Annotated in this window: 13 protein-coding genes and 2 pseudogenes; 9 read left to right on the top strand and 6 right to left on the bottom strand. The window is 61.3% G+C overall.

Annotation, left to right across the window (positions count from 1 at the left end):
- Positions 1 to 331 precede the first annotated feature (331 nt).
- Positions 332 to 2,017, top strand: a complete 1,686-nt coding sequence (locus BN1133_RS19410) for an AAA family ATPase (protein WP_082177838.1) — start codon at positions 332 to 334, stop codon at positions 2,015 to 2,017.
- Positions 2,004 to 2,861 (top strand): hypothetical protein, encoded by an 858-nt coding sequence (locus BN1133_RS19915; RefSeq protein WP_153006669.1) that lies wholly within the window; start codon positions 2,004 to 2,006, stop codon positions 2,859 to 2,861. The genes BN1133_RS19410 and BN1133_RS19915 overlap by 14 nt, the downstream gene beginning before the upstream one ends.
- 106 nt (positions 2,862 to 2,967) lie before the next feature.
- Here BN1133_RS19915 and BN1133_RS00570 read toward each other — a convergent pair.
- The 4 genes and pseudogenes from BN1133_RS00570 to BN1133_RS00555 form a co-directional block, all read right to left on the bottom strand.
- Positions 2,968 to 5,339: pseudogene (locus BN1133_RS00570) on the bottom strand (YgiQ family radical SAM protein).
- A 104-nt stretch (positions 5,340 to 5,443) separates the two neighbouring features.
- Positions 5,444 to 5,812, bottom strand: a complete 369-nt coding sequence (locus BN1133_RS00565) for a hypothetical protein (RefSeq protein ID WP_050664623.1) — start codon at positions 5,810 to 5,812, stop codon at positions 5,444 to 5,446.
- Between the two features lie 61 nt (positions 5,813 to 5,873).
- Positions 5,874 to 8,245: pseudogene (locus tag BN1133_RS00560) on the bottom strand (efflux RND transporter permease subunit).
- Positions 8,245 to 9,258, bottom strand: a complete 1,014-nt coding sequence (locus BN1133_RS00555) for an efflux RND transporter periplasmic adaptor subunit (protein ID WP_082177837.1) — start codon at positions 9,256 to 9,258, stop codon at positions 8,245 to 8,247. The pseudogene BN1133_RS00560 and the gene BN1133_RS00555 overlap by 1 nt, the downstream one beginning before the upstream one ends.
- A 151-nt stretch (positions 9,259 to 9,409) precedes the next feature.
- Here BN1133_RS00555 and BN1133_RS00550 point away from each other — a divergent pair, with 151 nt between their 5' ends.
- From BN1133_RS00550 to xthA, 3 genes are all read left to right on the top strand, one after another.
- Complete coding sequence (locus tag BN1133_RS00550; RefSeq protein WP_050664622.1) at positions 9,410 to 11,038, top strand: tetratricopeptide repeat-containing response regulator; 1,629 nt, start codon at positions 9,410 to 9,412, stop codon at positions 11,036 to 11,038.
- A 44-nt stretch (positions 11,039 to 11,082) separates the two neighbouring features.
- The gene (locus tag BN1133_RS00545) at positions 11,083 to 12,045 is read left to right on the top strand and encodes an ion channel (RefSeq protein ID WP_050664621.1); all 963 of its coding nucleotides are present in this window, start codon (positions 11,083 to 11,085) and stop codon (positions 12,043 to 12,045) included.
- 64 nt (positions 12,046 to 12,109) lie between these two features.
- Positions 12,110 to 12,916 (top strand): exodeoxyribonuclease III, encoded by an 807-nt coding sequence (gene xthA / locus BN1133_RS00540; RefSeq protein ID WP_050664620.1) that lies wholly within the window; start codon positions 12,110 to 12,112, stop codon positions 12,914 to 12,916.
- Between the two features lie 54 nt (positions 12,917 to 12,970).
- Here xthA and BN1133_RS00535 read toward each other — a convergent pair whose 3' ends face one another.
- Positions 12,971 to 19,528, bottom strand: coding sequence for an alpha-amylase (locus BN1133_RS00535; protein ID WP_050664619.1), 6,558 nt, complete (start codon positions 19,526 to 19,528; stop codon positions 12,971 to 12,973).
- A gap of 254 nt (positions 19,529 to 19,782) precedes the next feature.
- Between BN1133_RS00535 and BN1133_RS00530 the strand changes: the two genes are divergently transcribed.
- The 3 genes from BN1133_RS00530 to ygjK all read left to right on the top strand — a co-directional run bounded on the left by BN1133_RS00530 (position 19,783) and on the right by ygjK (position 23,737).
- Positions 19,783 to 20,307 carry a YbhB/YbcL family Raf kinase inhibitor-like protein gene (locus BN1133_RS00530; RefSeq protein ID WP_082177849.1) on the top strand — a complete coding sequence of 175 codons (525 nt, stop codon included), beginning with the start codon at positions 19,783 to 19,785 and terminating at the stop codon, positions 20,305 to 20,307.
- A gap of 1 nt (position 20,308) precedes the next feature.
- Positions 20,309 to 21,070, top strand: coding sequence for a helix-turn-helix transcriptional regulator (locus tag BN1133_RS00525; protein WP_050664617.1), 762 nt, complete (start codon positions 20,309 to 20,311; stop codon positions 21,068 to 21,070).
- Between the two features lie 180 nt (positions 21,071 to 21,250).
- Positions 21,251 to 23,737, top strand: coding sequence for an alpha-glucosidase (ygjK, locus tag BN1133_RS00520; protein ID WP_050664616.1), 2,487 nt, complete (start codon positions 21,251 to 21,253; stop codon positions 23,735 to 23,737).
- Positions 23,738 to 23,806: 69 nt separating this feature from the next.
- On the opposite strand, the gene BN1133_RS00515 is transcribed toward ygjK, so the two are convergent.
- Complete coding sequence (locus BN1133_RS00515) at positions 23,807 to 24,202, bottom strand: NUDIX hydrolase (protein ID WP_050664615.1); 396 nt, start codon at positions 24,200 to 24,202, stop codon at positions 23,807 to 23,809.
- A 274-nt stretch (positions 24,203 to 24,476) separates the two neighbouring features.
- Here BN1133_RS00515 and BN1133_RS00510 point away from each other — a divergent pair, with 274 nt between their 5' ends.
- Positions 24,477 to 25,688 carry an efflux RND transporter periplasmic adaptor subunit gene (locus BN1133_RS00510; RefSeq protein WP_050664614.1) on the top strand — a complete coding sequence of 404 codons (1,212 nt, stop codon included), beginning with the start codon at positions 24,477 to 24,479 and terminating at the stop codon, positions 25,686 to 25,688.
- The last annotated feature ends 3 nt before the right edge of the window (positions 25,689 to 25,691 follow it).

Genomic DNA, 25,691 nt, shown 5'->3' with positions numbered 1-25,691 from the left:
GATCTTGCTCAGGAAACTATCATCTCCCTCTTCCCTCCCCCGCCTCGCTCGCTAACATAGCCGTTTGGCAACCGTCTCACCGGAGTCACCCATGAGCCAGGCCAGCGCCATATCGCAGGTTAACAGCAGCAGACTGGAGGCTGAAATTCAGGGGCGGTAGCCTTGCCGGATGAAAATGATACGCAAGCGTTACCCACTATGAGCCACTCAAAATGGTGACTGTCCCATTTTCATCTTCGGGCGGTAGCGTGGGATTTGGTGGTGATACGCCTCACACACAAAGGTGGGTGTCCCAGAATCCTTTTTCTCATTAATATATGGACTTACCATAATGAATTTATTTGATGTAGATAAAGATAAAGACAGCTCATTTAAAGTATATTTTGGTAATAACCATCTAAACATCAAAAGAATAGTTGCGCCATCAATTATTTTTTGTCCTACAGACGACAGTTGGAATGACTTCAAATACAAATGCAGATATAGATATTTCATTAATTATGATGACAACAAAAAATTAATAGAGGGCCAATTATTTCTTGGTTTTTTATCAGAGGGGGAGCACGTTGAAGAAAACGGAAGAATATCTAAAAGCTCTCGTATATTTGAAGCAAGCGAGTTGCCAGATTTCTTCACATTGCAAGGTGAAATGCAAGACTATAGACACTTTATTGAGACGCATGGCGTTCAAGAATCCAATAAATTATTATTAGCTTTAAATGACTTGGTTGCATCTAAACGTATATCTCATAAAATTAAATTAGTAAACGCTGCGATTAAAACAAATGTGTTTAACTTGGCTTTCATGAGAGAGTCAGGGCGTTTCTTTGCTTTTCACAATGCCGAGACTATCCTTGATGGTATTGAATATGAGAACTTCTCAAATATATCAACCGATCTATCACTTTCTTACGCGCTTGCAGGTTTCTCTCATTATCACACATTTGACATAAATTTCGAAACAAATAGTATCCTACCAAAAAGAATGTGCATGCTTATTGGTAGAAATGGCTTAGGAAAAAGTCAAGCTCTTCGCACCATAGTGAACTCATTGATAAAAGGTGATGAAAGGTTTTTTGATCGCACACAAAGCAGGCCTTTAATTAGTCGCTTACTAGCCATAGCAACCCCCGGTGAGACGATGAATACCTTTCCACCAGAAAGAGCCAATAAGCGAATTAAGTATCGACGATTGATTCTTAATAGAAATGCAAGAGCTAAAAATTCTCGAGGATTTTGCGAACTTTGTATTCAGCTTATCCGTTCTGAAGAGTCCATCGGTGAACATAATCGATGGGAGTTGTTTAAAGAAAGTATTAATTTCTTACCTAACATTAAAAATATTGTAGTGCCTTTAGATAAAGATTTGTCTGTCAAATCTAGCCACATCATAAGAATAAAAGATAAATATTACATTCCTTTACTGAAACTAAATCACGGGGGAGAGCAGGCAAAACTCGAGATCCAGGGAGCAATTATTAATAATGCGGACCCGATGCTTCTTTTGAATAGTAATATTTTCCCTTTGAGTAGCGGTCAGCTAGCATTTATTAAATTTCTTGTTCAAGCATGTCTATTTGTAGAAAATGGAACTCTTGTTTTACTTGATGAACCAGAAACACACCTTCATCCGAATTTTATATCAAAATTTGTCAGAGTTCTGGATCGTTTACTTAAATTAACAGGCTCCATTGCAATTATTGCAACACATTCAGCTTACTTTGTTCGTGAAGTACCAAGAACACAAGTTCTTGTATTCAAAGAAGCCCCTGATGGGCAGATAACAATTCAAAACCCCAGACTAAAAACATTTGGTGCGGATATAGGTTCAATTTCATACTTTGTGTTTGAAGATGAAATAACTAATGCATTAGTTGAGGATTTGCTTGCTAATTTCCCTGTGAAACATCAAGATAGAATTAACATTTTAAAAGAACTTGAATCTGAACTTTCCGCTGATGTTGTTATGTACCTTCGTAGAAAATTAGATATTGAGGCTGTAGATGAAGGCCATTAATCCACCTCATATAAATGATACCGAAGAGTTGCAGCTTTTAGCTGAAAATACCAAGCTTGGTAGCTACCCTGAACTTTTAAATAATCATGCTGTTTTTATTGAGCAATATGAAAAATACACTGAGCATGGTGGTGACCCATGGTCTATCACATCAAAAATCGCTGGAGATAAATTTAAAAAATCACTCATTACACACTACGATAATGCACCTAAAGGAAGATTGGAATTCATTGAACATTTCCGAAGAAAGTTATCTCCAAATATCTGCCCCATGTGCGGAGGACCAGGTAATGGGACTCTTGACCACTATCTTCCTAAAGATCTATATCCTGAATTTTCATTTTATTCTAAAAATTTAATTCCCGCATGTAACTGTAACTCTCTACGTGGCATCAAGGTAAAAGGAAACACAGCTAGTGAGAGAGCGATTCATCCATTTTTCGATACCTTTTTAGGGCAGAGGTTATATACAACCTTATTTGAAGGGATGTTTGAAACACCAAAAATATCTATAGTCGCAATTAATGACAGCCATCCTCAAATAGGTATCATTCAATTCCATTTGAATGAAGTGATTAATAATGATGCGACTCAAGGCTGGTTTGAAAAACACTGGAGTGACCTAAGTGAACGAGCACATGACTTATTAGATTTAGTTCTGCCACAACCACCACAACATATAACAGGTAGAGACCTCAAATCCTATATAGAAAGATATAGAAATGCAAAAGATAAAGAATATGACACACCAAATAATTGGTATTCAATATTTTACACTGGTCTAATTAATGATCAAGCCAGATTGGATATATTGGCTCAAAAAATCAACAACACACGACAATAATTAAAATCACTTAAAATACAGGAGTTATGTCAGCTGATCTTTATTAAATAAAAAAGACGACCATCTGGTCGCCTTTTTATTTCTCCCACTTTCAAAGCAGGAAATATTACCGAGCCGGTCGCTTGGCACCATTGCCTTTGGCCGCAGGCTTGCCGCCTTGGGTGGCGGGTTTGGCCCCCGGCTTGGCAGAGCCTGCGCGGGTCGGGGTCTTGCCCTTGTGGGCGGGTTTGCCGGCCGGTTTACCCTGAGCGGCGCCCTGCTCAGCACCCGGTTTAGCAGACTTGCCGTTGCCCGAACCTTTCTGGAGCTGAGACCCCACCGGTTTGCCATTGCCGGCCTTGTTGCCAACCCCATTGCTGCGCTGATGGGTGATGGCACTGTGGCGGGTCAACGCGAGCTTGAGGCCCTTGCTGCGGCTGCGCTCGGCCCCGCCCTTGCCTTTAAGTTCGCCACGACCTTCCGGCGGCACCAGGCAGTCGGGGCCGTTACCGATAAGGTGACCCTTGCCCATCTCCAGCAGGGCTTCGCGGATCATCGGCCAGCCGGCCGGATCGTGATAGCGCAGCAGCGCCTTGTGCAGGCGACGGCGACGCTCCCCCTTCACCACGAACACATCCCCGCCCTGGCGGCTCACCTTGTTGAGGGGATTTTTCTCGGTGTAATACATGGTGGTGGCGTTGGCGAGCGGCGACGGGTAGAAGTTCTGCACCTGATCGAGCTTGAAGCGGTTTGCCTTAATCCAGAGCGCCATGTTCACCATGTCTTCATCCGTGGTGCCCGGGTGGGCGGAGATGAAGTAGGGGATCAGGTACTGCTGCTTGCCCGCCTCTTTGGAATATTTGTCGAACAGCTCTTTGAAGCTGTAGTAGCTGCCCATCCCCGGCTTCATCATCTTGGAGAGCGGGCCCTCCTCGGTGTGCTCTGGCGCTATCTTGAGGTAGCCGCCGACGTGGTACTTGGCCAGCTCCTTGATGTAGCGCGGATCTTCCACCGCGATGTCGTAACGCACGCCGGAGGCGATCAGGATCTTCTTGATGCCCTTCAAGTCGCGCGCCTTGCGATAGAGGTTGATGGTCGGGCTGTGGTCGGTGTCCATGTGCGGGCAGATGGTCGGCCAGACGCAGGAGGCGCGCCGACAGGTCTGCTCGGCCTTGGGGCTCTTGCAGCGTAAGCGGTACATGTTGGCGGTGGGGCCGCCCAGATCCGAGATGACGCCGGTAAAACCCGGCACCTTGTCGCGGATCTCTTCGATTTCTTTGAGGATCGACTCTTCCGAGCGGCTCTGGATGATGCGCCCTTCGTGCTCGGTGATGGAGCAGAAGGAGCAGCCGCCGAAGCAGCCGCGCATGATGTTGACCGAGGTCTTGATCATGTCATAGGCCGGGATCTTCTCGTTGCCATAGGCCGGGTGCGGCACCCGCTGGTAGGGCAGGCCGAACACCCCGTCCATCTCGTCGGTCTCGAGCGGGAAGGCGGGCGGGTTGACCCAGATGATGCGATCCCCGTGGGCCTGGGAGAGGGCGCGGGCACAGCCCGGGTTGGTCTCGTGGTGCAGGATGCGCGAGGCGTGGGCGTAGAGCACCTTGTCTTCCTTTACCCGCTCGAACGCCGGCAGCTTGACGTAGGTCAGCTCCCAGGGTTTTTGCTTAGGGGGCTGCACCAGGATGGGCTTGGCCTCCTGCTCCATCGGTGCAGTGCCTTCGTCGTCCGCGCAGGGTGCCCCTTCCATATAGGGGTTGGGGATGGGATCGATGCGGCCAATCTGGTCGAGCTTGCTCGAATCCACCCCGCGCCAGCCCGGCAGCGGCTCCTTGCGGATCACAGCGGTGCCGCGAATATCCTGCATGGTGTCGATGGTCTCGCCACCTGCGATGCGGTGGGCCACCTCCACCAGGGGGCGCTCGGCGTTGCCGTAGATGAGGATGTCAGCCTTGGCGTCGATGAGGATCGAGCGGCGGATGGTCTCGGACCAGTAGTCGTAGTGGGCGATGCGGCGCAGGGATGCCTCGATGCCGCCGATGACCACGGGCACCTCTTTATAGGCCTCTTTGCAGCGCTGGGTATAGACCAGGGTGGCACGATCCGGCCGTTTTCCGCCCACATCCCCCGGGGTGTAGGCGTCGTCGTGGCGCAATTTTTTGTCGGCGGTGTAGCGGTTGATCATGGAGTCCATGTTGCCCGCCGTCACCCCGTAGAAGAGGTTGGGCTTACCCAGGCGCATGAAGTCATCCTTCGATGACCAGTCCGGCTGGGCGATGATGCCGACCCGAAAGCCCTGGGATTCGAGCATGCAGGACCGATCACCGCCATGCCAAAACTCGGGTGATCCACATAGGCGTCGCCTGTCACCAGCACGATGTCGCAGCTGTCCCAGCCGAGCTTGTCCATCTCTTTGCGAGACATGGGCAGGAAGGGCGCCGTGCCGTAGCACTCGGCCCAGTAGCGGGGATAGGAGAAAAGGTTGGTAACCGGCTGCATTTTGACCACCTGGAACATTTCGGGTCGCGCATTATACCGGCTGGCCACGGTGGTAGCGATGGCTTTTTGGCCCTGCCAAAGACAGGGAATTGGCCACTGTGGCCCTAAAATGCCGAGAGCAGGGTGAGGCGATGGCGGTAACGCAGGGCCCACTGCCACAGCCCCCAGCCAAGCCCGGCCAGAGCGAGAAGAGCAAACAGGGGGTGATCGCCCAGACGCAGCAGCAAGAGGCCAAGCAGGATCAGGGCGAAGGGGCGCCCCTCGTAGAGCCACTCCGGGGTATTGCCTGACCAGACCTGATAGTGACGATCCCGCCGCCGGTAGTTGCTGCGCAGGGACCAGATACGGGCGCCGGCGACAAACAGCAGCAGCCCGGCCAGTAGCAGGCCGGGTTGGCTGGCACCGGAGAGCAGCCCAAGGCCAACGGCCAGGCTGAGGTAAGGAAGTAACTCGTAGAGGGGTCGCGGCAACATGATGGGGGCCTCCGTCAATGAAGCCCCCTTGATATCACATCTTTATCGAACAAAAAGCGACCTAGGCGGCCTTACCCCCATTTGGGGTCTCCTTCCGGGCGAGCGCCTCGTCCACCTGCTGGCTGCGCTCGCCGGCGATGCCGGTGCGCCGCGCCATCAGGCCATAGAGGGAGGGAACCAGCAGCAGGGTCACCAGGGTCGCCAGGGTGAGCCCGAAGAAGACCACAGTCCCCACCGCCATGCGGCTCTCGTAGCCCGCCCCCATGGAGAGCATCAGGGGCACGGCCCCCATGATGGCGGTGAGCGAGGTCATCAGGATCGGGCGCAGGCGGCGCAGGCTGGCCTGGATGATCGCCTCTTCAAACTCGACCCCCTTCTCCCTGAGCTGGTTGATGAACTCGACGATGAGGATGCCATTCTTGGCCACCATGCCGATCAGCATGATCATGCCTATCTGGCTGTAGAGGCTCATCTCCTGGCCGGTGAGCCAGAGCCCGAGCAGACCGCCGAAGAGACCAAGGGGCACGGTCACCATCACCACGGCCGGCGAGAGGAAGCTCTCGAACTGGGCCACCAGCACCAGATAGACCACCAGCAGGGCGAGGCCAAAGACCATGCCCATCTCCCCCTGATTGTCGCGATAATCCTTGGACTCACCGGCATAATCCACCGTCATCCCCGCCGGCAAGTTGGCGTTGGCCCAGTTGTCGAGAAAGTCCAGCGCCTCGCCCAGGGTGTGGCCCGGCATGGGGTCGGCGGTGAGGGTGACCGCCTTCTGGCGCTGGTAGTGGTTGAGGCGCTGGGGCGCGGCCACCAGATCGAACGAGACCAGGGTAGAGAGGCTCACCATCTCCCCATCGGCGGCGCGCAGGTAGATACGGCTAAGATCCCCTGCCCCGTTGAAGTCGCGCCTGTCCCCTCGCAGGTAGACGTCATACTCCTCGCCTCTGTCCACATAGGTGGTCTTGCTGCTACCCCCGAGCAGGGTCTGCAGGCTGCCCGCCACCTGGGAGAGGGGAATGCCGAGTTGGGCGGCGCGCACCCGGTCGACCCGCACTCGCACCTCGGGGGTCTTCTCGGCGTAGTCGAGATCCGGCGCGCTCATCAGGCCGCTCTCTTGGGCCGCCTGTTGCAGGCGCTGGGCCTGGGCGAAGATCTCCTGATAGTCGCCGCCCTGGATGATGAACTGCACCGCCGCGTTGGAGCCGCCGCGAAAACCGGGCTGGAAGGCTCGCACCATGACATCGGGAATGTCCCCGAGGCGCGCGGTGAGCTGGCGGGTAAAGTCGCTGGCGGTCTGGGTGCGCGCACTCCAGTCGGTGAGCTGGATGATGGCCATGCCGGTCTGATCGCCGCCGCGCCCGAAGGCCGGGGTGCTGAAACTCACCGACTGCACCACCCCCTTACCAAGCAGCGGCAGCACTACTTGCTCGACCTGCTCCATGTTGCGCTTCATCCGCTCTATGCTGGTCCCCTCCGCCCCCTTGACGAAGACGAAGACCACGCCCCTGTCCTCGGTCGGGGTCAGGCTGGCGGGAATGCGGGTAGCCAGCAGGGCGATGCCACCCAGAAACAGCACGAAGATGAGCGGGGCCCAGCGTCTGTGGTGCAGACTCCAGCCGAGCAGGCGGCGATAGTGCCCCTCGAGGCGAACAAGACCCGAATCGAGCGCCGCGCTCAAGAAGTTGGGTTTGTCCTTGGCGCGCATCAGCCAGGATCCCATGGCCGGGGTCAGGGTGAGGGCCACCAGAGAGGAGCAGATCACGGCCAAGGAGAGCAGGATGGCAAATTCGGTAAAGAGCCGCCCCACCATCCCCTCCATAAAGGCGATGGGCACAAACACCATCACCAGCACGGCGGTGGTGGCGATCACCGCAAAGCCCACCTCGCGGGTGCCGTGCCAGGCCGCCAGCAAGGGCGGCTCGCCACGCTGCAGATGGTGGTGAATGTTCTCCACCACCACGATGGCGTCATCCACCACCAGGCCGATGGCAAGGATGAGGGCGATGTGACCCAGAGGATCACCTCGTCATTGGCGTCAGCCTTGCTGACCACGGGGGTGTCAGCCTCCCGGGGCAGCACCCAGGCGGCCCGGGCCACGGCATCGCGCACGTCGCTGGCGGCCGCATCGAGATCCCGCTCGGGCACAAACTCGATGGTGACGCTGGAATAACCATCGACCGTGTCCGAGCTGATGGCCTTGATACCGGCGATGCCCGAGAGCTGGTCCTCGAGCGGCTTGGTGATGCGCGACTCGACCACGGAGGCCGAGGCCCCCTCGTACCCCGTCTCGACAGAGACCACAGGGGCGGCGGTATCGGGCATCTCCCGCAGGGGCAAGGCGCGAAAGGCAAGCACACCGAAGACGCAGAGCATCAGGCTGATGACGGTGGCGAGCACCGGGCGCACGAGGGAGAGTTCAGAGAGCCTCATCAGCGCACCTCCACCCTGGCACCGTCATGGAGCTTGACCGTGCCCTTCTCCACCACCTTCTCGCCGGCCTTGAGGCCCGCCACCACGCTCACCTGCTCTCCCAGATTCTCCCCCACCTCGACGGCGCGTCGGCTTACCTTCTCACCGTCGTAGACATAGACGTAGCGCTCGGCGCCGGAATAGAGCAGCGCCTGACTCGGAATGAGGGGATGGGTGCCCGCCGGCAGGGTCACCGCCAGTCTCATCAACATGCCGGGGCGCAGGCGATGATCGCCATTGGACAGGGTCAGACGCGCCGTGGCACTCAAGGTCTCGGGGTCGAGGCGGGTGTTGACCCCGGTGAGGGTGGCGGTAAAGCGCTCTCCCGGCCAGGCCTCGCTGGTCGCCTCGAAACGGCTACCGGGTTTGAGGCGGGCGTAATACTTCTCGGGCACCTGCAGATCGAGCTTCATGGTACCCAGATCATCGAGCGTGGTGAGTACGGTATCGGCCTGCACCAGGGCGCCGGCCTGATAGTCGGAAAAGCCGACCACCCCGGCAAAGGGGGCCCGCAGGCTCAGGTAGTCGAGCTCGGCACGGGCGGCCTCCAGCTTGGCCTCGGCCTTGGCCACCTGGGCGCTGGCGGCATCGAGATCGGTGCGCGAGAGGGCCTTGCGCTCGAACAGGCGCTGGTTATTGGCAAGCTGGCGACGCTGATCGGCCAGCTCGGCCTCGGCCTCACGCACCCGGGCCCGCTCGACCCTGTCATCGAGCTGTACCAGCAAGGCGCCGGCGGCGACCCGTTCCCCCTCCCGAAACGCCATGCGCTCGATGCGGGCATTGACCCGGGAACCAATCTCCACGGATCGATTGGCCTTGAGCAGCCCCAGCAGCTCGATACGAGCACGGGTCTGGGCCTCTTTCACCTCCACCACGGAGACGAGGGGCAGAGGACGCCCGGCCGGGCTCCCCTCGGCGTGGACGACGGGACTCAGCAATGCACTCAGCATTGCCGCGATAATGCTTCCTTTCATTTTGTTTTTTCTCACCTTTCCTGGTCGCTGCACAGCATAACCCAGCTATTGCGCGATACCACAGAAATGTAACAGACCGGCCGGTCCCTCTATTTGCCGCAGGGCCCCTTTGCTGGCACACTCACACTATGTAACCCGGTAGCCATGCCCTATGTCGACACAGCCTCGCCCCGATCATGATCTGCACCTGCTGCTGGTAGATGAGCAGCGATCCTTCCATATCATGATGAAGGCGATGCTCCTCAATGCCGGTATCAGCCGTATCTCCTACGCCTACTCGGCGGAAGAGGCCCGCCGCCTCAGCAGCAAGCAGCCGTTTGATGTCTACCTCATCGACTACGACCTCGGTGCCGGCGAAAATGGCCGCCAGCTGCTCGAGAGCCTGCGTGAGAAACGCCTGGTCCCCCCCCGGTCCGTGGTCATCATGGTGAGCAGCGATGCCAGCCGGGCCATGGTACTGAGCGCCATCGAGTCCGAGCCCGACGAGTACCTGATGAAGCCCTTCTCTCAGGAGCAGTTTCGGATGCGCCTCAAGCGGGCCCTGGCCCGTCGCCGTGCCCTGGCCCCCCTCTACGAGGCCCTGGCCAGACAGGACGATCCGGCGCTCATCGCCGCCTGTGAACAGGGTGCCAAGGATCACCCCCGCTACAGCAACTTCTGTTGCTGCCTGCAGGCCGATGCCATGATGCGCCAGGGGCGCCATCAGGAGGCACGCAGCCTGCTGCGCCAACAGCTGGCCGAGCAGGACAATAGCTGGCTGCGCCTCGGCCTTGGCAAGGCATGCCACCAGCTGGGGCTCAATGACGAGGCGAGCAGCCATCTGCAGGCCGGCCTCAAGATTACCCCCCTGATGGTGGAGGCCTACCACGCCCTGGCCGAGAGCTACCTGGCCCAGGGTCGGGGGGCCGAGGCGCTGCTGCAGCTCAAGCAGGCCGTCAGCCTCTCCCCCCAGTCGGTACACCTCTCCCGTCGTCTGGCGGAGATGAGCCTGCAGCAGGGAGACTATGCCACCGCCAAGGATGTGCTGTTTAACCTCATCGAGCTGACCCGCAACTCGATTCACCGCACCCCCCACTATCTCGGGGCCTATATCCAGACCCTCACCCTCTACGCCCTCAACAGCAACGACAGCTTTCACATCGCCAACTTGCAGAAACAGGTCAACAGCGCCCTGTCGCGTCTGCGTGATGTGCTCAGTGACGGGGAGTTCAACTATCCGGTCTTCGAGCAGCTCTGCCAGGCCCGGGTACAGATAGCCAGGGGGGAGCTGCTCAAGGGCAAGAAGATGCTCTATCGGGCCAACCAGAACTGGCTCGACAAGCCAGAGAGCATGCCCCCGGCCCTGCTCGGCGAGACCCTGCTCGGCCTCTACCAGCTCGGCGAATTCGAGTACGCCGAGACCCTGCAGGGACTGCTCTCGGAGGACGAGGACCAACTGCTCACCACCTGTATCAAGGCCACCCGTGACGACAAGACGGTGCAGGAGCGACGGCTGCGCTACCAGCAGCTCAACGAGCTCGGCATCAAGGCCTATCAGGCGGGTGAGCTGGAGCAGGCCCTCGGCCACTTTCGCGAGGCGCTGCGCCGCACCCCGGCCAACACGGGGGCGGCGCTCAACAAGATCCAGGTGCTCTTGCAGCTCATCGCCAAGGATCGCAAGAACAGCGAATACGGGGACGAGTGTCGCAGCACCATGAGCATGCTCGAGGGGATCCCCCTCAATCCCGCCCAGCAGGAGCGTTTTCGCAAGCTGCGCCAGGAGTTCGGCCACGGCGGCTGATCTGCACCTATCCTCAAGAGGAGGATGGCCGCAGGGAGTTCGCCATGGCACGGTGCCACTATCTGGTCAGTGATGGCCGTTTCTGTCACGAAGAGGCCGGTGACGGGGGGCTGTGCCGCTGGCACGACCCCGACGGGGATCACCAGAGCGAGGGGACGACGAAGGCCCTCGAGGCCTTTGTCCGTGGTGGCGGCCTCTGCCATGGCCTGCAACTGGCCAAGGCCGACCTGGCAGGGCTCAATCTGGTTCATCCCGATCCGACTCAGGGCTTTGTGCTGGAGAAGTGCGACTTCTACCGGGCCAACCTGCACGGGGCCCACCTCTATCATCTGCAGATGAAAGGGGGCAGCCTGATGAAGGCCGATCTGACCGACGCCAACCTGCACTGCGCCCGGCTCGATGCGGTGAACCTGCTCGGGATCCGCTGGAAGGGGGCCCGCATCGACGGCCTCGACACGGGCGCCACCGTGCTGCAGGAGCAACGTGGCCGCAAGGAGCGTGACCCGGCCCTGGCGACCCTGCTCTTCAAGGAGGCGGAGGAGACCTACCGGGATCTGCGCAAGGCCTCCGAGTATCAGGGCATCTTCACCCTCTCCGGCCACTACATCAAAAAAGAGCTGACCATGCGCCGGCTGCAGATGCCACGCTGGTCACTGCGCCGCTTCTTCTCCTGGATGGTGGATCTCTTCTGCGGCTACGGGGAGGAGCCCCTGCGGGTGGTGATCTTCTCCCTCATCATGATCGCCTGCTGCGCCATCCTCTACTTCTTCTTCGGCCTGAACTTCGGCGGCGAGTCCCTGGTCTACCGCCCCGGGGCAAGCTGGCAGGAGAACGGCCTCTTCCTGCTCGAGTGCTTCTATTACAGCGTGGTGACCTTCACCACCCTGGGTTACGGGGACTTCACCCCCATCGGCCTGTCGCGCCTCTTCGCCGCCGTCGAGGCCTTCACCGGCAGCTTTACCCTGGCTCTGTTCGTGGTGGTGTTCGTCAAGAAGATGACCCGCTGACGCCTTGCATCCTGGCCGGATTCCGAGTCCAATACCGGCAAACCACGACATGAGCATACCAACAATGAAGATCGTCTCTTTCAATATCAACGGCCTGCGCGCCCGCCTTCATCAGTTGCAGGCCCTCATCGACAAACACCAGCCGGACGTCATCGGCCTGCAGGAGATCAAGGTCCACGACGAGGCCTTCCCGATCGCAGATGTGGAAGCCATGGGCTATCACGTCGAGTTTCACGGCCAGAAGGCCCACTACGGGGTGGCCATCATGAGCAAGCAAAAGCCCCTGACGGTGGAGAAGGGCTTCCCCGGCGACGAGGAAGAGGCCCAGCGCCGCATGATCATGGCCACCTTCGAGCGCGAGGGTGGCGGCGTCATCAAGGTGATGAACGGTTACTTCCCGCAGGGGGAGAGCCAGGATCACGAGACCAAGTTCCCGGCCAAGCAGAAGTTCTATGAAGACTTGCAGCACTACCTCGAGACCCACCACAGTCCGAGCGATCAGCTGGTGCTGATCGGGGATATGAATATCTCCCCCACCGATCGCGACATCGGTATCGGCGAGGCCAATCGCAAGCGCTGGCTGCGGGACGGCAAGTGCTCCTTCCTGCCCATCGAGCGCGAGTGGATGGAGCGGCTCAAGGGGTTCGGCCTCACCGACACCTTCCGCGCCGCCCACCCCGACGAGTGCGAACGCTTCTCCTGGTTTGACTACCGCTCCAGGGGGTTTGACGAGAACCGGGGTCTGCGTATCGACCTCATCATGGCCTCCGACGCCCTCAAGGATTCGGTCACCGAGGTGGGGATCGACTACGAGCTGCGCGGCATCGAGAAGCCCTCGGACCACGCCCCGATCTGGGCCTGCTTCGCCTGATCCTGTCCATGAAAGAGGGGGAGCCATCGGCTCCCCCTCTCGTTACACCTCTTCTTAAGGGGCCTCCCCCACCCAGACCGAGACGGCGCCCGGCTTGGTCTTGAACTCGGCCCAGCCGTCGCCGTTGGCACAGACCCTGTCACCATAGTGACCGGTGACATCCTGGAAGCAGCGGTTGCGATGAGTGGGCCCCATCTCCATCCACTTGCGCCCCTCATAGCCGTTGTCGGTCATTAGCACGGCCACCCCCCTCGGGTGGGCACTGTCCCCCTCACGGGTCCAGCCGATCACATCCCGATCGTTGAGATAGCTGCGCTGGGTGCCATAGGCGTGGTCGCGGCGCACCTGCAAGAGGGTGTCGATTACCCCCTGCTGGGAGGCGATGCGGATGTCGTGCTCCTGACCGTCCCGCCCCTTGTCCCGGTAGCTGGCACCGTAGTAGTCGGCGTAGAAGAGGTTGGGATACCCCTCCTGGCGCAGCAGGATGAAGGAGTAGGCCAGCGGCTTGAACCAGTCCAGCACCGGCGACTCGAGCATCTGCAGCGGCTGGGTGTCGTGGTTCTCCACCAGGGTCACCGCATGGGCCGGGTTGGACTGCATCAGGGTGCCATTGAGCAGGCTGCCCATGTCGAAGTCGCCGTTGCCCCGGGAGGCGTTGTGGAAGTTCAGGTGCAAGGGGGCATCGAACAGGGCCATGCGATAGCCGGTGGCCTTGAGATACCCCTGCAGCCTGGCCCTGTCGTAGTCCCAATACTCGCCGACCGTGAAGAGCCCCTTGCCGGTGCTGCCGCGCACCCCGTCGAGCCACTCCTTGAAGAAGCTCGCCTTGATGTGCTTGACCGCATCGAGCCGGAATCCATCGAGGGAGGCGGCATTGACATACCAGCGGCCCCAGCGCTTGAGCTCCTCGACCACTTCGGGGTGATCCATGTCGAGATCGGCCCCCATCAGGTAGTCGTAGTTGCCAAACTCGCCGCTCACCTCCCCATCCCACCCCTTGCCGAGGCCGCGGAACTTGAAGATGGCCTTCTCCTGCTTGCCGGCATCCCAGTCCACCCCGTCGAAGTGGTACCAGCGCCACTTGAAGTCGGAATAGGTGTCGCCACGGCCCGGGAAGTCGAAACGGGTCCAGGCGCTGATCTCGCCGTCGCCGCCGTACTCCTGGTTGCGATTGCTCCCCTCCACCCGCACGGCGGTGACGGTCTCGGTCTGATCGGCGCCGAACTTGTGGTTGAGCACCACGTCCCCATAGACCTGGATCCCGGCCCGGTGCGCGCGCTCGATGGCGGCGAGATACTGCTCCTTGTCCCCGTAGCGGGTACGCACCGACCCTTGCTGGTTGAACTCCCCCAGATCGTAGAGATCGTAGGTAGCGTAGCCCACATCCAGTGAGCCGTCGGGGCGGATCATCGCCTTGCTTGCCGGCGGCAGCCAGAGCGCGGTGACGCCCTTGGCGGCCAGGGTCGACGCCTCATCCGCCACCTTGAGCCAGAGGTTATCCTCCTGGGTGTTGTACCAGTGGAAGTACTGCATCATGACCCCGTTGGCCGGCGTCGGCGACGCGTCCGTGGTCACCGACAGCGTCTTGCTCTGCAGATCGCTGGCATCGAGCACGAAGCGGTAGAGGCCGGCGCCGGTCACCCGGATCAGGATCTGGCCATCGTTGCCAGCGTCCAGCAGGGTCAGCCCCCCCTCGGGTGCACTCAGATCCCCGAACTGGAGGCGGACCCGGGTCCAGTCTTCGGAGGCGATCTTGAAGCGATACTCCCCCGGCTGCAGGTAGACGCTGGCGCCGTATTTACCGTTGCCCACATAGGTGAGTGCGGCGCCCGACTGCCAGTCGGTGAGGGTACCGCGCAGGTAGAGGGCCTCGTCCCCGTAGGGGGGCGGCACCAGAGGCGGCGCATCGGGGGCTGTGATGGTGAGCCTGGGTTGGGCCGGGTTGGCAAGACTCAGCGTGAAGCGGTAGGTACCGCTCGCCAGCGCCTCGATCTGCACATTGCCGCTCACGTTGCGCCACGGCAAAGACCCGAAACCGGCGCTCAGGTTGCCGGCACCGAACTGGGGATCCCAGTCGCCGCTGGCCACCTTGAGCTGGTGGGAACCCGCCGCCAGCGTGAGGCTGGTCTCATAGACGCCCGCCCCCTTGTAGATCATGGGGGTCGAGGCATCCCAGGGGGTCTTGCTAAAGGAGCCACGCAGGAAGAGGGGCTCGCCGCCCACATCCATGCCGGCCCCCTGCTCACCCTGCTGGGGCTTGGCAAAGACCACGACGCTCAGCCCCGGGATCACCAGCTCTCCCTTCTCGACCCGGGCGGCGTGCAGCCGCTCGTCGCCCCCGGCCGACAGCACAGGGTGCAGGACGAACCCATCGGCACCGGGAATGGGGACCCGCTGCTCCCAGATGCTGCCGTTGATGGCGACCGCCAGCGCCTGCCAGGCGGGGTCGAGATCCGCACCGGCCGCCACCCCGTCATCCAGCGTCATGACGATGGTGCCGGGGCGGGCCTGGCTGCCGAGGGCGTGGAAGCGCACCCGCTTGAGGATCTGATCCGTCTCCCCGAGGCGCAGCAGCTCGCTGCCGGCGCGGATAGCGAGCAGCTCACGGAAACGGGCGTCGCTCCAGGCGATCTCGGCCGGACCGACCCGGGTGTTGGGGTTGGCGATGATCCGGCCAATCCACTCCCAGTTGCTGCCGTCCTTGTCCTGACGGGGCAGGCCGACGTTCCAGTTGTTGCCCTGCTTGCTGAAGTCGACCCGGTTAAACCAGTCGCCCGAGTCGTAGCTGTCGCGCTCCATGGATTTGGAGCGCAGCAGCTCGGAGCCCATGTGCAGGAAGGGCACTCCCTGGCCCAGCAACACGGGGGCGAGCCCCACTATCTGCATGCGGGCCCGGTCCTGGGGTGATACCTCCTCCTTGGCCTTGTACTGGTTGATGTCCCACAGGGTCTGGTTGTCGTGTTTGGAGACATAGTTGACCGTCTCCTGGGGATCGGCCGCATAACCGGCCCCGTGGCCACCAAACTGGTAGTCACGGCCCAGTACTGTGCCGCCATCGGTGGGCAGGGGATAGGTCTGCAGGTTGGCCGCCATGCCGAGGCGGATGAGATCCATCTTGTTGCCCATGTTGTCGAAGCGATCACCGGCGTTGGCGAGGCCCGGCGTGCCATTCATGGGATCGGAGTGATCCCCGCGCACCGCATCGCGCAGCCGGTCGTTATAGGTGCCGATGCCGGTGCCGGCCATGTTCCACTGGCTCGAGTTGACGCCGCGGGCATTGTTTTGCACCTCGCCAAAGTCCCACCCCTCCCCGTAGAACCAGGTGTCGCCGTCGACCCGTTTCACCGCATCGAACGCCTTGACCACGCTCGACTTCATCAGGTGGCCCATGAGATCGAAACGAAAGCCGTCGATCTTGTACTCAGTTGCCCAGGAGACCAGGCTGTCGGCCACCAGCTTCTCGAACATGCGATGCTCGGAGGCGGTGTTGTCGCAGCAGGTGGAGCTCTCCACCAGGCCGTTGTCCGGGTTACGCCTGTGGTAGTAACCGGGTACCACCTTGTCGAGCACTGAGGTGTTATAGAGGCTCGAGGAGCTGGTGTGGTTGAAGACCACATCCTGCACCACCCTAAAGCCCATCCGGTGCAGGGCCTGTACCATGGTGCGGTACTCGCGGATCCGGGGCAGGCCGTCGCTCTCGACCGCATAGCTCCCCTCGGGGGCGTTGTAGTGGTAGGGATCGTATCCCCAGTTGAAGCCATCTCTCGGGCGGATCTCCGCAAGCAGTGCCTGGACATCGCCGCTGGCGGGATCGAGCCCCTCCAGCAGGCTGCGCAGGGTACCGCTACCGGCCCTGGCGCAGAGGGCTGCCTTGGGATTAAGTCCCTTGGCCGGGTCGCAGAGCTTGCTCACATCGTCGTCGAGATCCATGCGCCGGGCGGCCTCCTCCTCCACCGAGGAGAGATCGAAGCTCGGCAGCAGGTGGATGGTGTTGAGCCCGGCCTCCCGCAGCAGCTTGAGGTGCTGCACGCTGGCGCGCGCCCCTTCCGTGAAGGCAAGGTACTTGCCGTTATAGGCCGGCGTCCCCCCCTTGTCGGAATTGCTGAAGTCGCGGATATGCAGCTCGTAGATGATGCTGTCTTCGGGCTTGGCCAGGGGGGGCACGCTCTGGGCATCCCAACCGACCGGCTTGGCCAGCCCTCCTTCCAGATCCACCAACTGCGAGAAACGGCTGGCGGTACTCAGGGAGACCGAGTAGGGATCCGTGGTGGTCATCCGCTCCAGTTTGCCGCTCTTGTAGTGGTACGCCTCTATCTCATAGCGATAGAAGCTCCCCTCCAGGCTGGCGGCGCCATCGAACGCCCAGATGCCACTGCCGGCGTCCTCGGTCATGGCGACCGGGGATTGGGGCAAGGGGCGTTTTTGCGCGTCGTAGAGATAGAGCGCCACCTTGCGGGCGGTGGGGGCCCAGAGGCGGAAGTGGGATGCCCCCCCTTCCATCCAGGCCCCCAGCCGGGCCTCATCGGCATCGTTATCGCCCCGGGTGTAGAGGGCATCGATGACGAAGGGGGTCTGCACCTGGGTCGCCGCCACGGCCTTGCCCTCGGCATCGACCGCCACCGCCAGCAGGGGCTGCTTGAGCATGGCCCTGGCCTGCTCCGCCGTCGTACTCAGGGTAAAGCGCGAGCGCCCCTTGAGGTGGGGGAAGCGCTCATCGGTGAGTTGTCCGCCGGCGCCGAGCACAAGGCGCTGGAAGCGCTCGGGCTGAGCCAGCTCCCCCTCTCCGGCCCAAAGCTCGTAATGGTCGGCGCCAGGGGGGGCGCTCCAGGCCACGGTATCGAGAGCGAGCCAGTGGGCAGCGGCCCCCGTCACGGCCACAGGGGTCTCACGCTGGGGCTGATAGTAGAGACTCGGATTGCCATCGAAGGTGTAGGCGACGTTGCCCCGACTCAGATCCAGGTTGCCGTCGCCGCCCCAGGCCCGAACCTCCCCCTTGTGGATGAGGAAGTTCACGCAGGCGCCGTGCCCGGGCTTGAGGGGAACCCGAAACGCGATGCCATCGGGCCCGGCACCGCCGACGGGCGCCTGGGGCTGGGCCCAGCCGGTGCTGGTCACCACACTGTCACAGCGAGGATCGTTCCACAGATGGATGCCCCAGCCGTCGTAGTTGCCATCGGCCCGGCGATAGTGGATCACCGCCTCGTCGTAGCGCGGGACCGGTATCGCACTGCCGGTCGGGGTCGGATCCAGGCTGTCGGGGATGCCGTCCCCGTCATCGTCGCTGGAGGCCCTGTCTCCCCAACCATCCCCATTGCTGTCGCGGGTCTCGAAGCGATCCTGCGGGAAGGCGTCCTGTTCATCGGGGACGCCGTCGCCATCCTGATCCGGCCGCTGGCTCAGGCGAGGATCGTCCGGGAAGGCGTCGGCCTCGTTGTTGACTCCGTCGCCGTCGCGATCGGGGTCTTCGGCGTCGGCAATCTTGTCCCCGTCCAGATCGGCGGGGTGACTGGCGGCGCTCAAGGGGTTGCTACCCAGACGCAGCTCGTCGGCGTCCGGCCAGCCGTCGTTGTCATCGTCCGGGTCGGCGTTGTTGCCGATGCCATCCTGGTCGCTGTCCTGGGACTCGGACTTGTCGTTCGGGAAGGCGTCGGCCTCGTTGTTGACCCCGTCGCCGTCGCGATCGGGGTCTTCGGCGTCGGCTATCTTGTCTCCGTCCAGATCGGCGGGGTGGCTGGCGGCGCTCAAGGGATCGCTACCCAGCCGCAGCTCGTCGGCATCCGGCCAGCCGTCGTTGTCATCGTCCGGGTCGGCGTTGTTGCCGATGCCATCCCGGTCGCTGTCTTGGGACTCGGACTTGTCATCCGGGAAGGCGTCATCGCTATCCTTGATGCCATCGCCATCCCTGTCCTTCGCCGCCAGCACCACGCCCCCCTGCTGCAGGGAGAGGAGCCAGTGTCCGGTCACCACGGGCTGGCCGCTCTGCTGCTGATTGCGCAGATCCTCGCCAATCACCATGGCCCCCTGGCTCAGGAGGGCGCCCCCCTGCTCGGCCATCTGCTGCGCACTCTGTGGCAGCAACCGGGCCAGGGCACGCGCCGAGGCAGCCGTCAGAGGTTCGGGCCTGGCCACGTAATCTTGCGCCGGATCGAGCTCGGGTTGAGCCAGCTCGTGGCGCAGCCTGGCGAGGGCCTCCTCCGAAGAGCGCCCCTCCCGCTGCTGCAAGGCCAGATAGGTGGTCAAGGGGGTCACCAGGCGGGAGTCCGCCGGCGCCATCATCAGAAAATCCCGTGCGACGGCGCGATCCGGTTCGTCGAGATCCCGGGTCTGGCCGGCGATGGCCCGTGCCATCACCATGCCCACTGCCTGGGCCGGCATGGTGAGCCGGGCACGTCCCTGCTCATCACTCCGGGTTTGGGGTTCTCCCGGGTCAATCTCGCCGTTGCCGTTGCTATCGAGCCAGACGCTGGCCCGATGCAGGTAGCCGTCAATGATCCGAAGCTCGACCTCCCTGGTCTGCGGCTGGGGAGCCTGATCCCCCTCGCCGCCGCAAGAGACGAGCACCCCGACAAGCGGCATGGCCAGCCATGTCGCCCGGTGCTTGATAAATGTCATCGTTATTATTCCCGCTGTAGGTATCTGTGTAGGACAAGCCCGCCGCCATCTTATCCAGGGGGGCGGCGGTAAGCCGTGATCCTTGGCGGCTTTCCACTCTTAACCAGTCGATTAATAATCAGGCATGACTTGCCGATATTAAACGTCCAGGCTCAAAATAACGAGTCAAGCAGCCACTTTGAGCCTTAAGGTGCAGATGGTGCACCATGGGTCTCCCTACAATGGGCGCAGGATCCCACACAGGAGAGATGATGATGAAATCAGCCCTTATGGCACTCGGCCTGCTGGCCACCCTGCCGGCCTCGGCCCTCGAGCTCACCAGCCCCGATATCCGGGAGGGGAGCCCCATCGCCAGCACCTTCGTTTACAACGGCTTCGGCTGCAGCGGGGAGAACCTCTCCCCCGCCCTGACCTGGCGCGATCTTCCTGCCGCCACCCGGGCCCTGGCCATCACGGTACATGATCCCGATGCCCCTACCGGCAGTGGCTGGTGGCACTGGATCGCGGTCAACCTGCCGGCAGATGTGCAAGGCCTGCCCCGCGGCGCCTCGGGCAAGCTCAAGCAGGGGCTCGAGACGCGCACCGACTTCGGCGCTCCCGGTTACGGTGGCCCCTGCCCTCCCCAGGGGGATGGCATGCATCGCTATCGCTACACCCTCTGGGCCCTGCCGGCGCCCCTCGAGGTGAAGGGGGACACACCGCCCGCCATGATAGGCTTCCTGCTCAATCAGCAGGCCCTGGCCAGGGCGACCCTGACCGCCACCTACAACCGTCCCTGATATGAGTCGAGGCGCCGCGCTCACCCACTACCGTGCCAGGGCCCCTCAGGGCCTGCGCAACGTCTTTATGCCGTCGGCCACCCTGATCCGCGTCGATCAGGGGGAGAAGGCGCTGTGGTGGCAAGAGCGTACCTACCGTGTCGACCGCAGCCACTGGCTGGCGGTACCGGCCGGGAGTCACCTCACCTTTACCAACCAACCGGGAGGCGCACTGTTTGCCTCCCGGGCCCTCTCGCTGTTTCAGCCTCCCCCGGCCCGGTGGCTGGGGGAGCCGGCGTCGCGCCGTCCCCCCCTGCTTCCCGTCACGCCCTCCCTGGCCTGGTGTTTCGAACGGGTGGCCGAGTCGACTCAACTCTCTCTCAGCGCCGACGCCAGTCACGCCATCATTGAGGCCCTCTATGGAGAGCTTCACGCCGCCGGAGCGCTCACGCTCCTGTTTCCGGCCACCACCCGCCCCCTGAGCCAGCGCCTGACGGATCTGCTGATCGACGAGCCGGGAGCCGAGCACACCCTCGCCAGCCTGGCCCCACGCCTGGCCATGAGCCGGGCCACCCTGACCCGCCACCTGGCTGCCGAGGCGGTCAGCTTCGGCGAGTTGCTCACCCGGGTACGCATGACCCACGCCCTCACCCTGCTGCAGCAAGCCACCCCGCTACCCGAGGTTGCCCTCGCCTGCGGCTATCAGTCGGTACGCCGCTTTACCGCCCGCTTCCGGACACACTTCGGTCTCTCCCCCGGCGATTATCGACAGACCTGCGAGTAAAAATTCACTAAATTTCACAAGGTAACACCGTGTAACCAGGGGAGGTCGATCACGTTATCCTCTCTGTGCACCGTGACGCTCCGCACATAAAACCAAGTAACAGATCAATAAGATGCTCACCCGAAGACTTTTAGTAAAACAAGGCAAGAAAGAACTAAAACCAACCCTCGGAGTAGCATCATGTTTAGGAAAACGCTCTTGGCCACTACGGTGGCGATATCCCTCTTTGGCCTGATCGCCTGCAACAGCGAGAACGACTCCCGGGCTCCGGAGGTCGCCACCCCAACCCAGGCCCTGCAGTACAAGAACGTCATCGACCGCCTGGGCACCCCCGCCTCTTTCCGAGACTTCGACAGCTACTCCAACCTCAAGTACAACCCCATGCTCGACTTGGGTGCCTGGCACGGCTTCCTGTTACCCGGCAGCCCGCAAGAGTGGGGCGGCTTCACCGGCCCCATGGTGATCAGCGAGGAGTACAGCCTCTTCTTCGCCAGCGCCCTCGAGCGCCTGCAACTGCGTGATGGCCAAGGGAGAGCGCTGCCGCTGGAGAGCGCGGCAACGCACGAGATCTACGCCCTCCCCGGCGCCCTGGTGCAACGCTTCGAGTTCGACACCCTGACCCTGGAGCTGACCCTGCGCTACGCCGGGGAGCGGACCGCACTGGTGCGCACCCGTCTCATCAACAAGCTCGGCAGCGATCAACCCCTCACCCTCGCCTGGCAAGGGGAGCTGCTCAACCAGTGGGATGCGAAAGAGACGGTGGCCAGCAAATATCCCAACTGGACCCGCTCTGTCACCCAGGGCCCACAAGGGGAGATCGCCTTCCATTTTGGCAAGCTGCGCAGCACCTGGAACATCATGCAAAGCGGTTCGGCCCTCTATCGCATCGATCGCTCCATCGCCACCCAGGGCACCCTCGATGAGACCCATCTTGGCTACCAAAGTGAGGCCCCCCTCACCCTGGCCGCCGGCGCGACCCGGGATATCTTCACCCTGCAGAGCTATTTCCACAGCGCCGACGATGAGCAGCGCCACCAAGCCGAGCGTCAGGCCATCCTGGCCAATCCCGGGCACTACTTCGACGCGAGCATCCGTCGCTGGGAGGATTACCTCGAGCGCGGTCTGAGCAACCCGGGCATTTCAGAGCGAGAGCGCCGCATCGCGGTGAAGGCGATAGAGACCCTCAACGGTAACTGGCGCTCACCGGCCGGGGCCCTGCGCCACGACGGGGTGACCCCCTCCAACACGGCCCGCTGGTTCGATGGGGTCTGGGCCTGGGACAGCTGGAAACACGCCTACGCCATGGCCCACTTCAACCCGGCGGTGGCCAAGGAGAACGTGCGCGCCATGTACGACTACCAGGTACAGGCCGACGACCCGGTTCGCCCCCAGGATGCCGGCATGGTGATCGACGCCGTCTTCTTCAACAAGCAGGCGGATCGGGGCGGCGACGGCGGCAACTGGAACGAGCGGGATACCAAGCCCCCCCTCTCCGCCTGGGCCATCTGGGAGATCTACAGCGCGACCAAGGATCGCGCCTTCATCGCCGAGATGTATCCGAAGATCCAGGCCTATCACGACTGGTGGTACCGGGCCCGGGACAACAACCGCAACGGCATCATAGAGTACGGCGCCACCCGCCATGTGGAGCACAACGACGAGCAGGGCAATATCACCTTCAAGGTGCAGTACAACGCCGGTGTGCCGGCCGGGCTGGATCTCTCGAGCTGCCGCGCCGAGCAAGAGAACTGGTATGCCTGTGCCGGCATGGGGCTCTACCAGCAGGTGCTGGCCAAGGGGGGATATGACGACATGGATATCGGTGCCCAGCACGGGGCCGGCTGGGAGTCGGGGATGGATAACGCCGCCCGCTTCGGCTTTATCAACCCCGATCAGTTGCAGCGCTACGCCGACGCCACTTATGGGGGCGATCTCAACAAGGCGCGCCAGGACTGGAACGTCTTCTTCTTCGAAAACCACGACGAGGGGAACGGGGAGCTGGTCGGCTTCTCCATCGATCAGGAGTCGGTCGAGCTCAACGCCTACCTCGCCAAGGAGAAACGCATCCTCGCCGACATGGCCGACCTGCTGGGCAAACCGGAGGAGGCGAGCCGCTACCGCGACGGCGCCACCAAGCTGGCCGGCTATATCAACCAGTGCCTGTTCGATGAGCACAGTGGCTTCTATTACGATCGCCAGATCAAGCGCGGCGACACCCCGGATGCCAACGGCTGCTACGGCAAGCTACTCACCGCCCGCGGTCGCGGTCCCGAGGGGTGGAGCCCCCTGTGGGCCGAGGTGGCCGACAAGGAGAAGGCGGCCCGGGTGCGCGAGGTGATGCTCAATCCCGCCGAGTTCAACACCAGGGTCCCCCTGGGTACCGCGGCCCTCACCAACCCGGCCTATGATCCGGACATCTACTGGCGCGGCCGGGTCTGGCTGGATCAGCTCTACTTCGGGGTCAAGGGGCTGGAGAACTACGGCTATCGCAGCGATGCCCAGGCCATGGTGGAGAAGCTCTTTGCCAACGCCGACGGTCTCTCGGGCAGTGGCCCCATCCGGGAGAACTACAACCCGGTGAGCGGTGCCATGCAGGGGGCGACCAACTTCGGCTGGAGCTCGGCCCACCTCTATATGCTCTATCGCAACTTCCTCAAGGCCCAGTGATGCAAAGAGGGGAGCAAGGCTCCCCTCTCTTGTCTGGCACAGGGCTCCCGGGAGCCCTGTTCTCTTGCCTCAATCGGCCAGTAACCCCTGCTCCTTGAGGGACGCCATCACCAGACGCGCTGCCACCGAGCAGCGAGGGAGATCATCCCACCCGAGCCAGGCCAGCTCGGCAATTTCGCTCGCCGGCGCCAGGGTGCCACTGTAGTCGCCCCCATAGCAGGTGAGGCGCACCAGGGTTCCCTCCGGCTTGCCATCGGCCTGGGCCTCAAATAGCCCGGCGGGAGCCAGGGTCTTTGGCACCAGGGCCACGCTCAACTCCTCATCCACCTCACGGCAGAGGGCCTCCTGATCGCTCTCACCGGGATCGCGCTTTCCTCCCGGCAGGTAGAAGAGCGATTTGTTGTGGGAACGTACACAGAGCAGCCGCCCCTCCTTGAGGTAAACCCAGGCCAGTTTGTCTATCACTCGAACTCACTCCTCGCTATATTGTGCATCCGTATCAATAGGATGCTTTTGGACCTGTGACATATACCACACTCGCCAGGAAAACGTTATGCCGTGCAGAGATTGAATGTGGAACAGGTTCGGTTCAGTTTGTACCCATACCATATTTAGCCTTGGCTTAATCCCCGATTAAGTCACAATGAATCCAGCTTGTCCTTTTGGTTGCATCGGTACAGCTAAAAAAGATCGGATTGCCGTCCCCTCCGGGACATTTTTTTCAATTAGAGGTAGTCACATGAACAGTTCTGTGCGCAGGGAGCATTATCTCATCAAGAGCCTGGTGGCTCTCTCACTCGGTGCCCTGCTCGCGGGTTGCGGGGATAAGGGAGAGCAGAAGGCCCAGGTCATGCCCGCCGTCCCCGTGGTCGTGCAAACCGCCACCCCGACGGATGTCCCGCTCACCACCGAGATGGTGGGGGAAACCGCCGGTTACCGTGAGATTGAGGTGCGTGCCCGAGTCAGTGGCATCCTGCTCAAGCGCACCTATGTGGAAGGGCAGCCGGTCAGTGCCGGACAGGAGCTGTTCCTGATTGACCCCGAGCCCTATCAGGTCGCCCTGGAGCAGGCCAAGGGGGTACTGGCCCAGGAGAGTGCCCGCCTCAACAAGGCGCGTGCCGACCGCGATCGCATCATCCCCCTGTTCAAGAAGCAGGTGGTGAGCCGCAAGGACTATGACGACGCCATCGCCAACTACGAGGCGAGCGTGGCCAGCTACCAGTCCGCCGAGGCCAAGGTGAAAGAGGCCGCCATCAACCTGGGTTACACCAAGGTGACCGCCCCCATCGACGGCATGGCGAGCAAGAGCTCCCAGTCCGAGGGGAGCCTGCTCTCCACCAGCGGCGACAGCAGCCTGCTCACCACCATCACCCAGTACAACCCCCTCTACGTCAACTTCTCCTACTCGGAGCAGGATCGCCTCAACTTCGAGAAATCGGTCAAGAGCGGCAAGATTGAAGCCAAGAGCGCCACCGACTGGCGCACCCATATCCAGCTGGCCGACGGCAGCACCTACCCGGAGGCAGGCAAGCTCAACTTCTCCGACACCCGGGTCGATCCGGCCACCGGCACCATCCGCGCCCGCGCCATCTTCGACAACAAGGACGGCGCCCTGCTGCCCGGCCAGTTTGTGCGTCTGACCATCGATCTGGGCACCCGCAAGAACGCCATCGTGGTGCCGCCCCGTGCCATCGTCCAGTCCCAGGCCGATCGTCTGGTGATGGTGGTCGACGGCGACGACAAGGTCACCCCGCGTCCGGTCAAGCTGGGCCCGACCATCAGCAGCGGTATCATCATCGACAGCGGCCTGCAGGCCGGTGATCGCTTCATCGTCGAGGGGTTGATGAAGGCCCGTCCCGGTGCCGTGGTCAAGCCGGTCAGTGCCGAGCAGATGAAGGCGATCAACGCCAAGATGACCGAGGGCGCCGCCGGTAACGCCGCCGCTCAATAAGGA

The organism is Aeromonas schubertii, assembly GCF_000820105.1.
Classification (GTDB): Bacteria; Pseudomonadota; Gammaproteobacteria; order Enterobacterales; family Aeromonadaceae; genus Aeromonas; species Aeromonas schubertii.
Note: the sequence above shows the minus strand (reverse complement) of the source record. Positions and strands in the feature narration are given on the sequence as shown.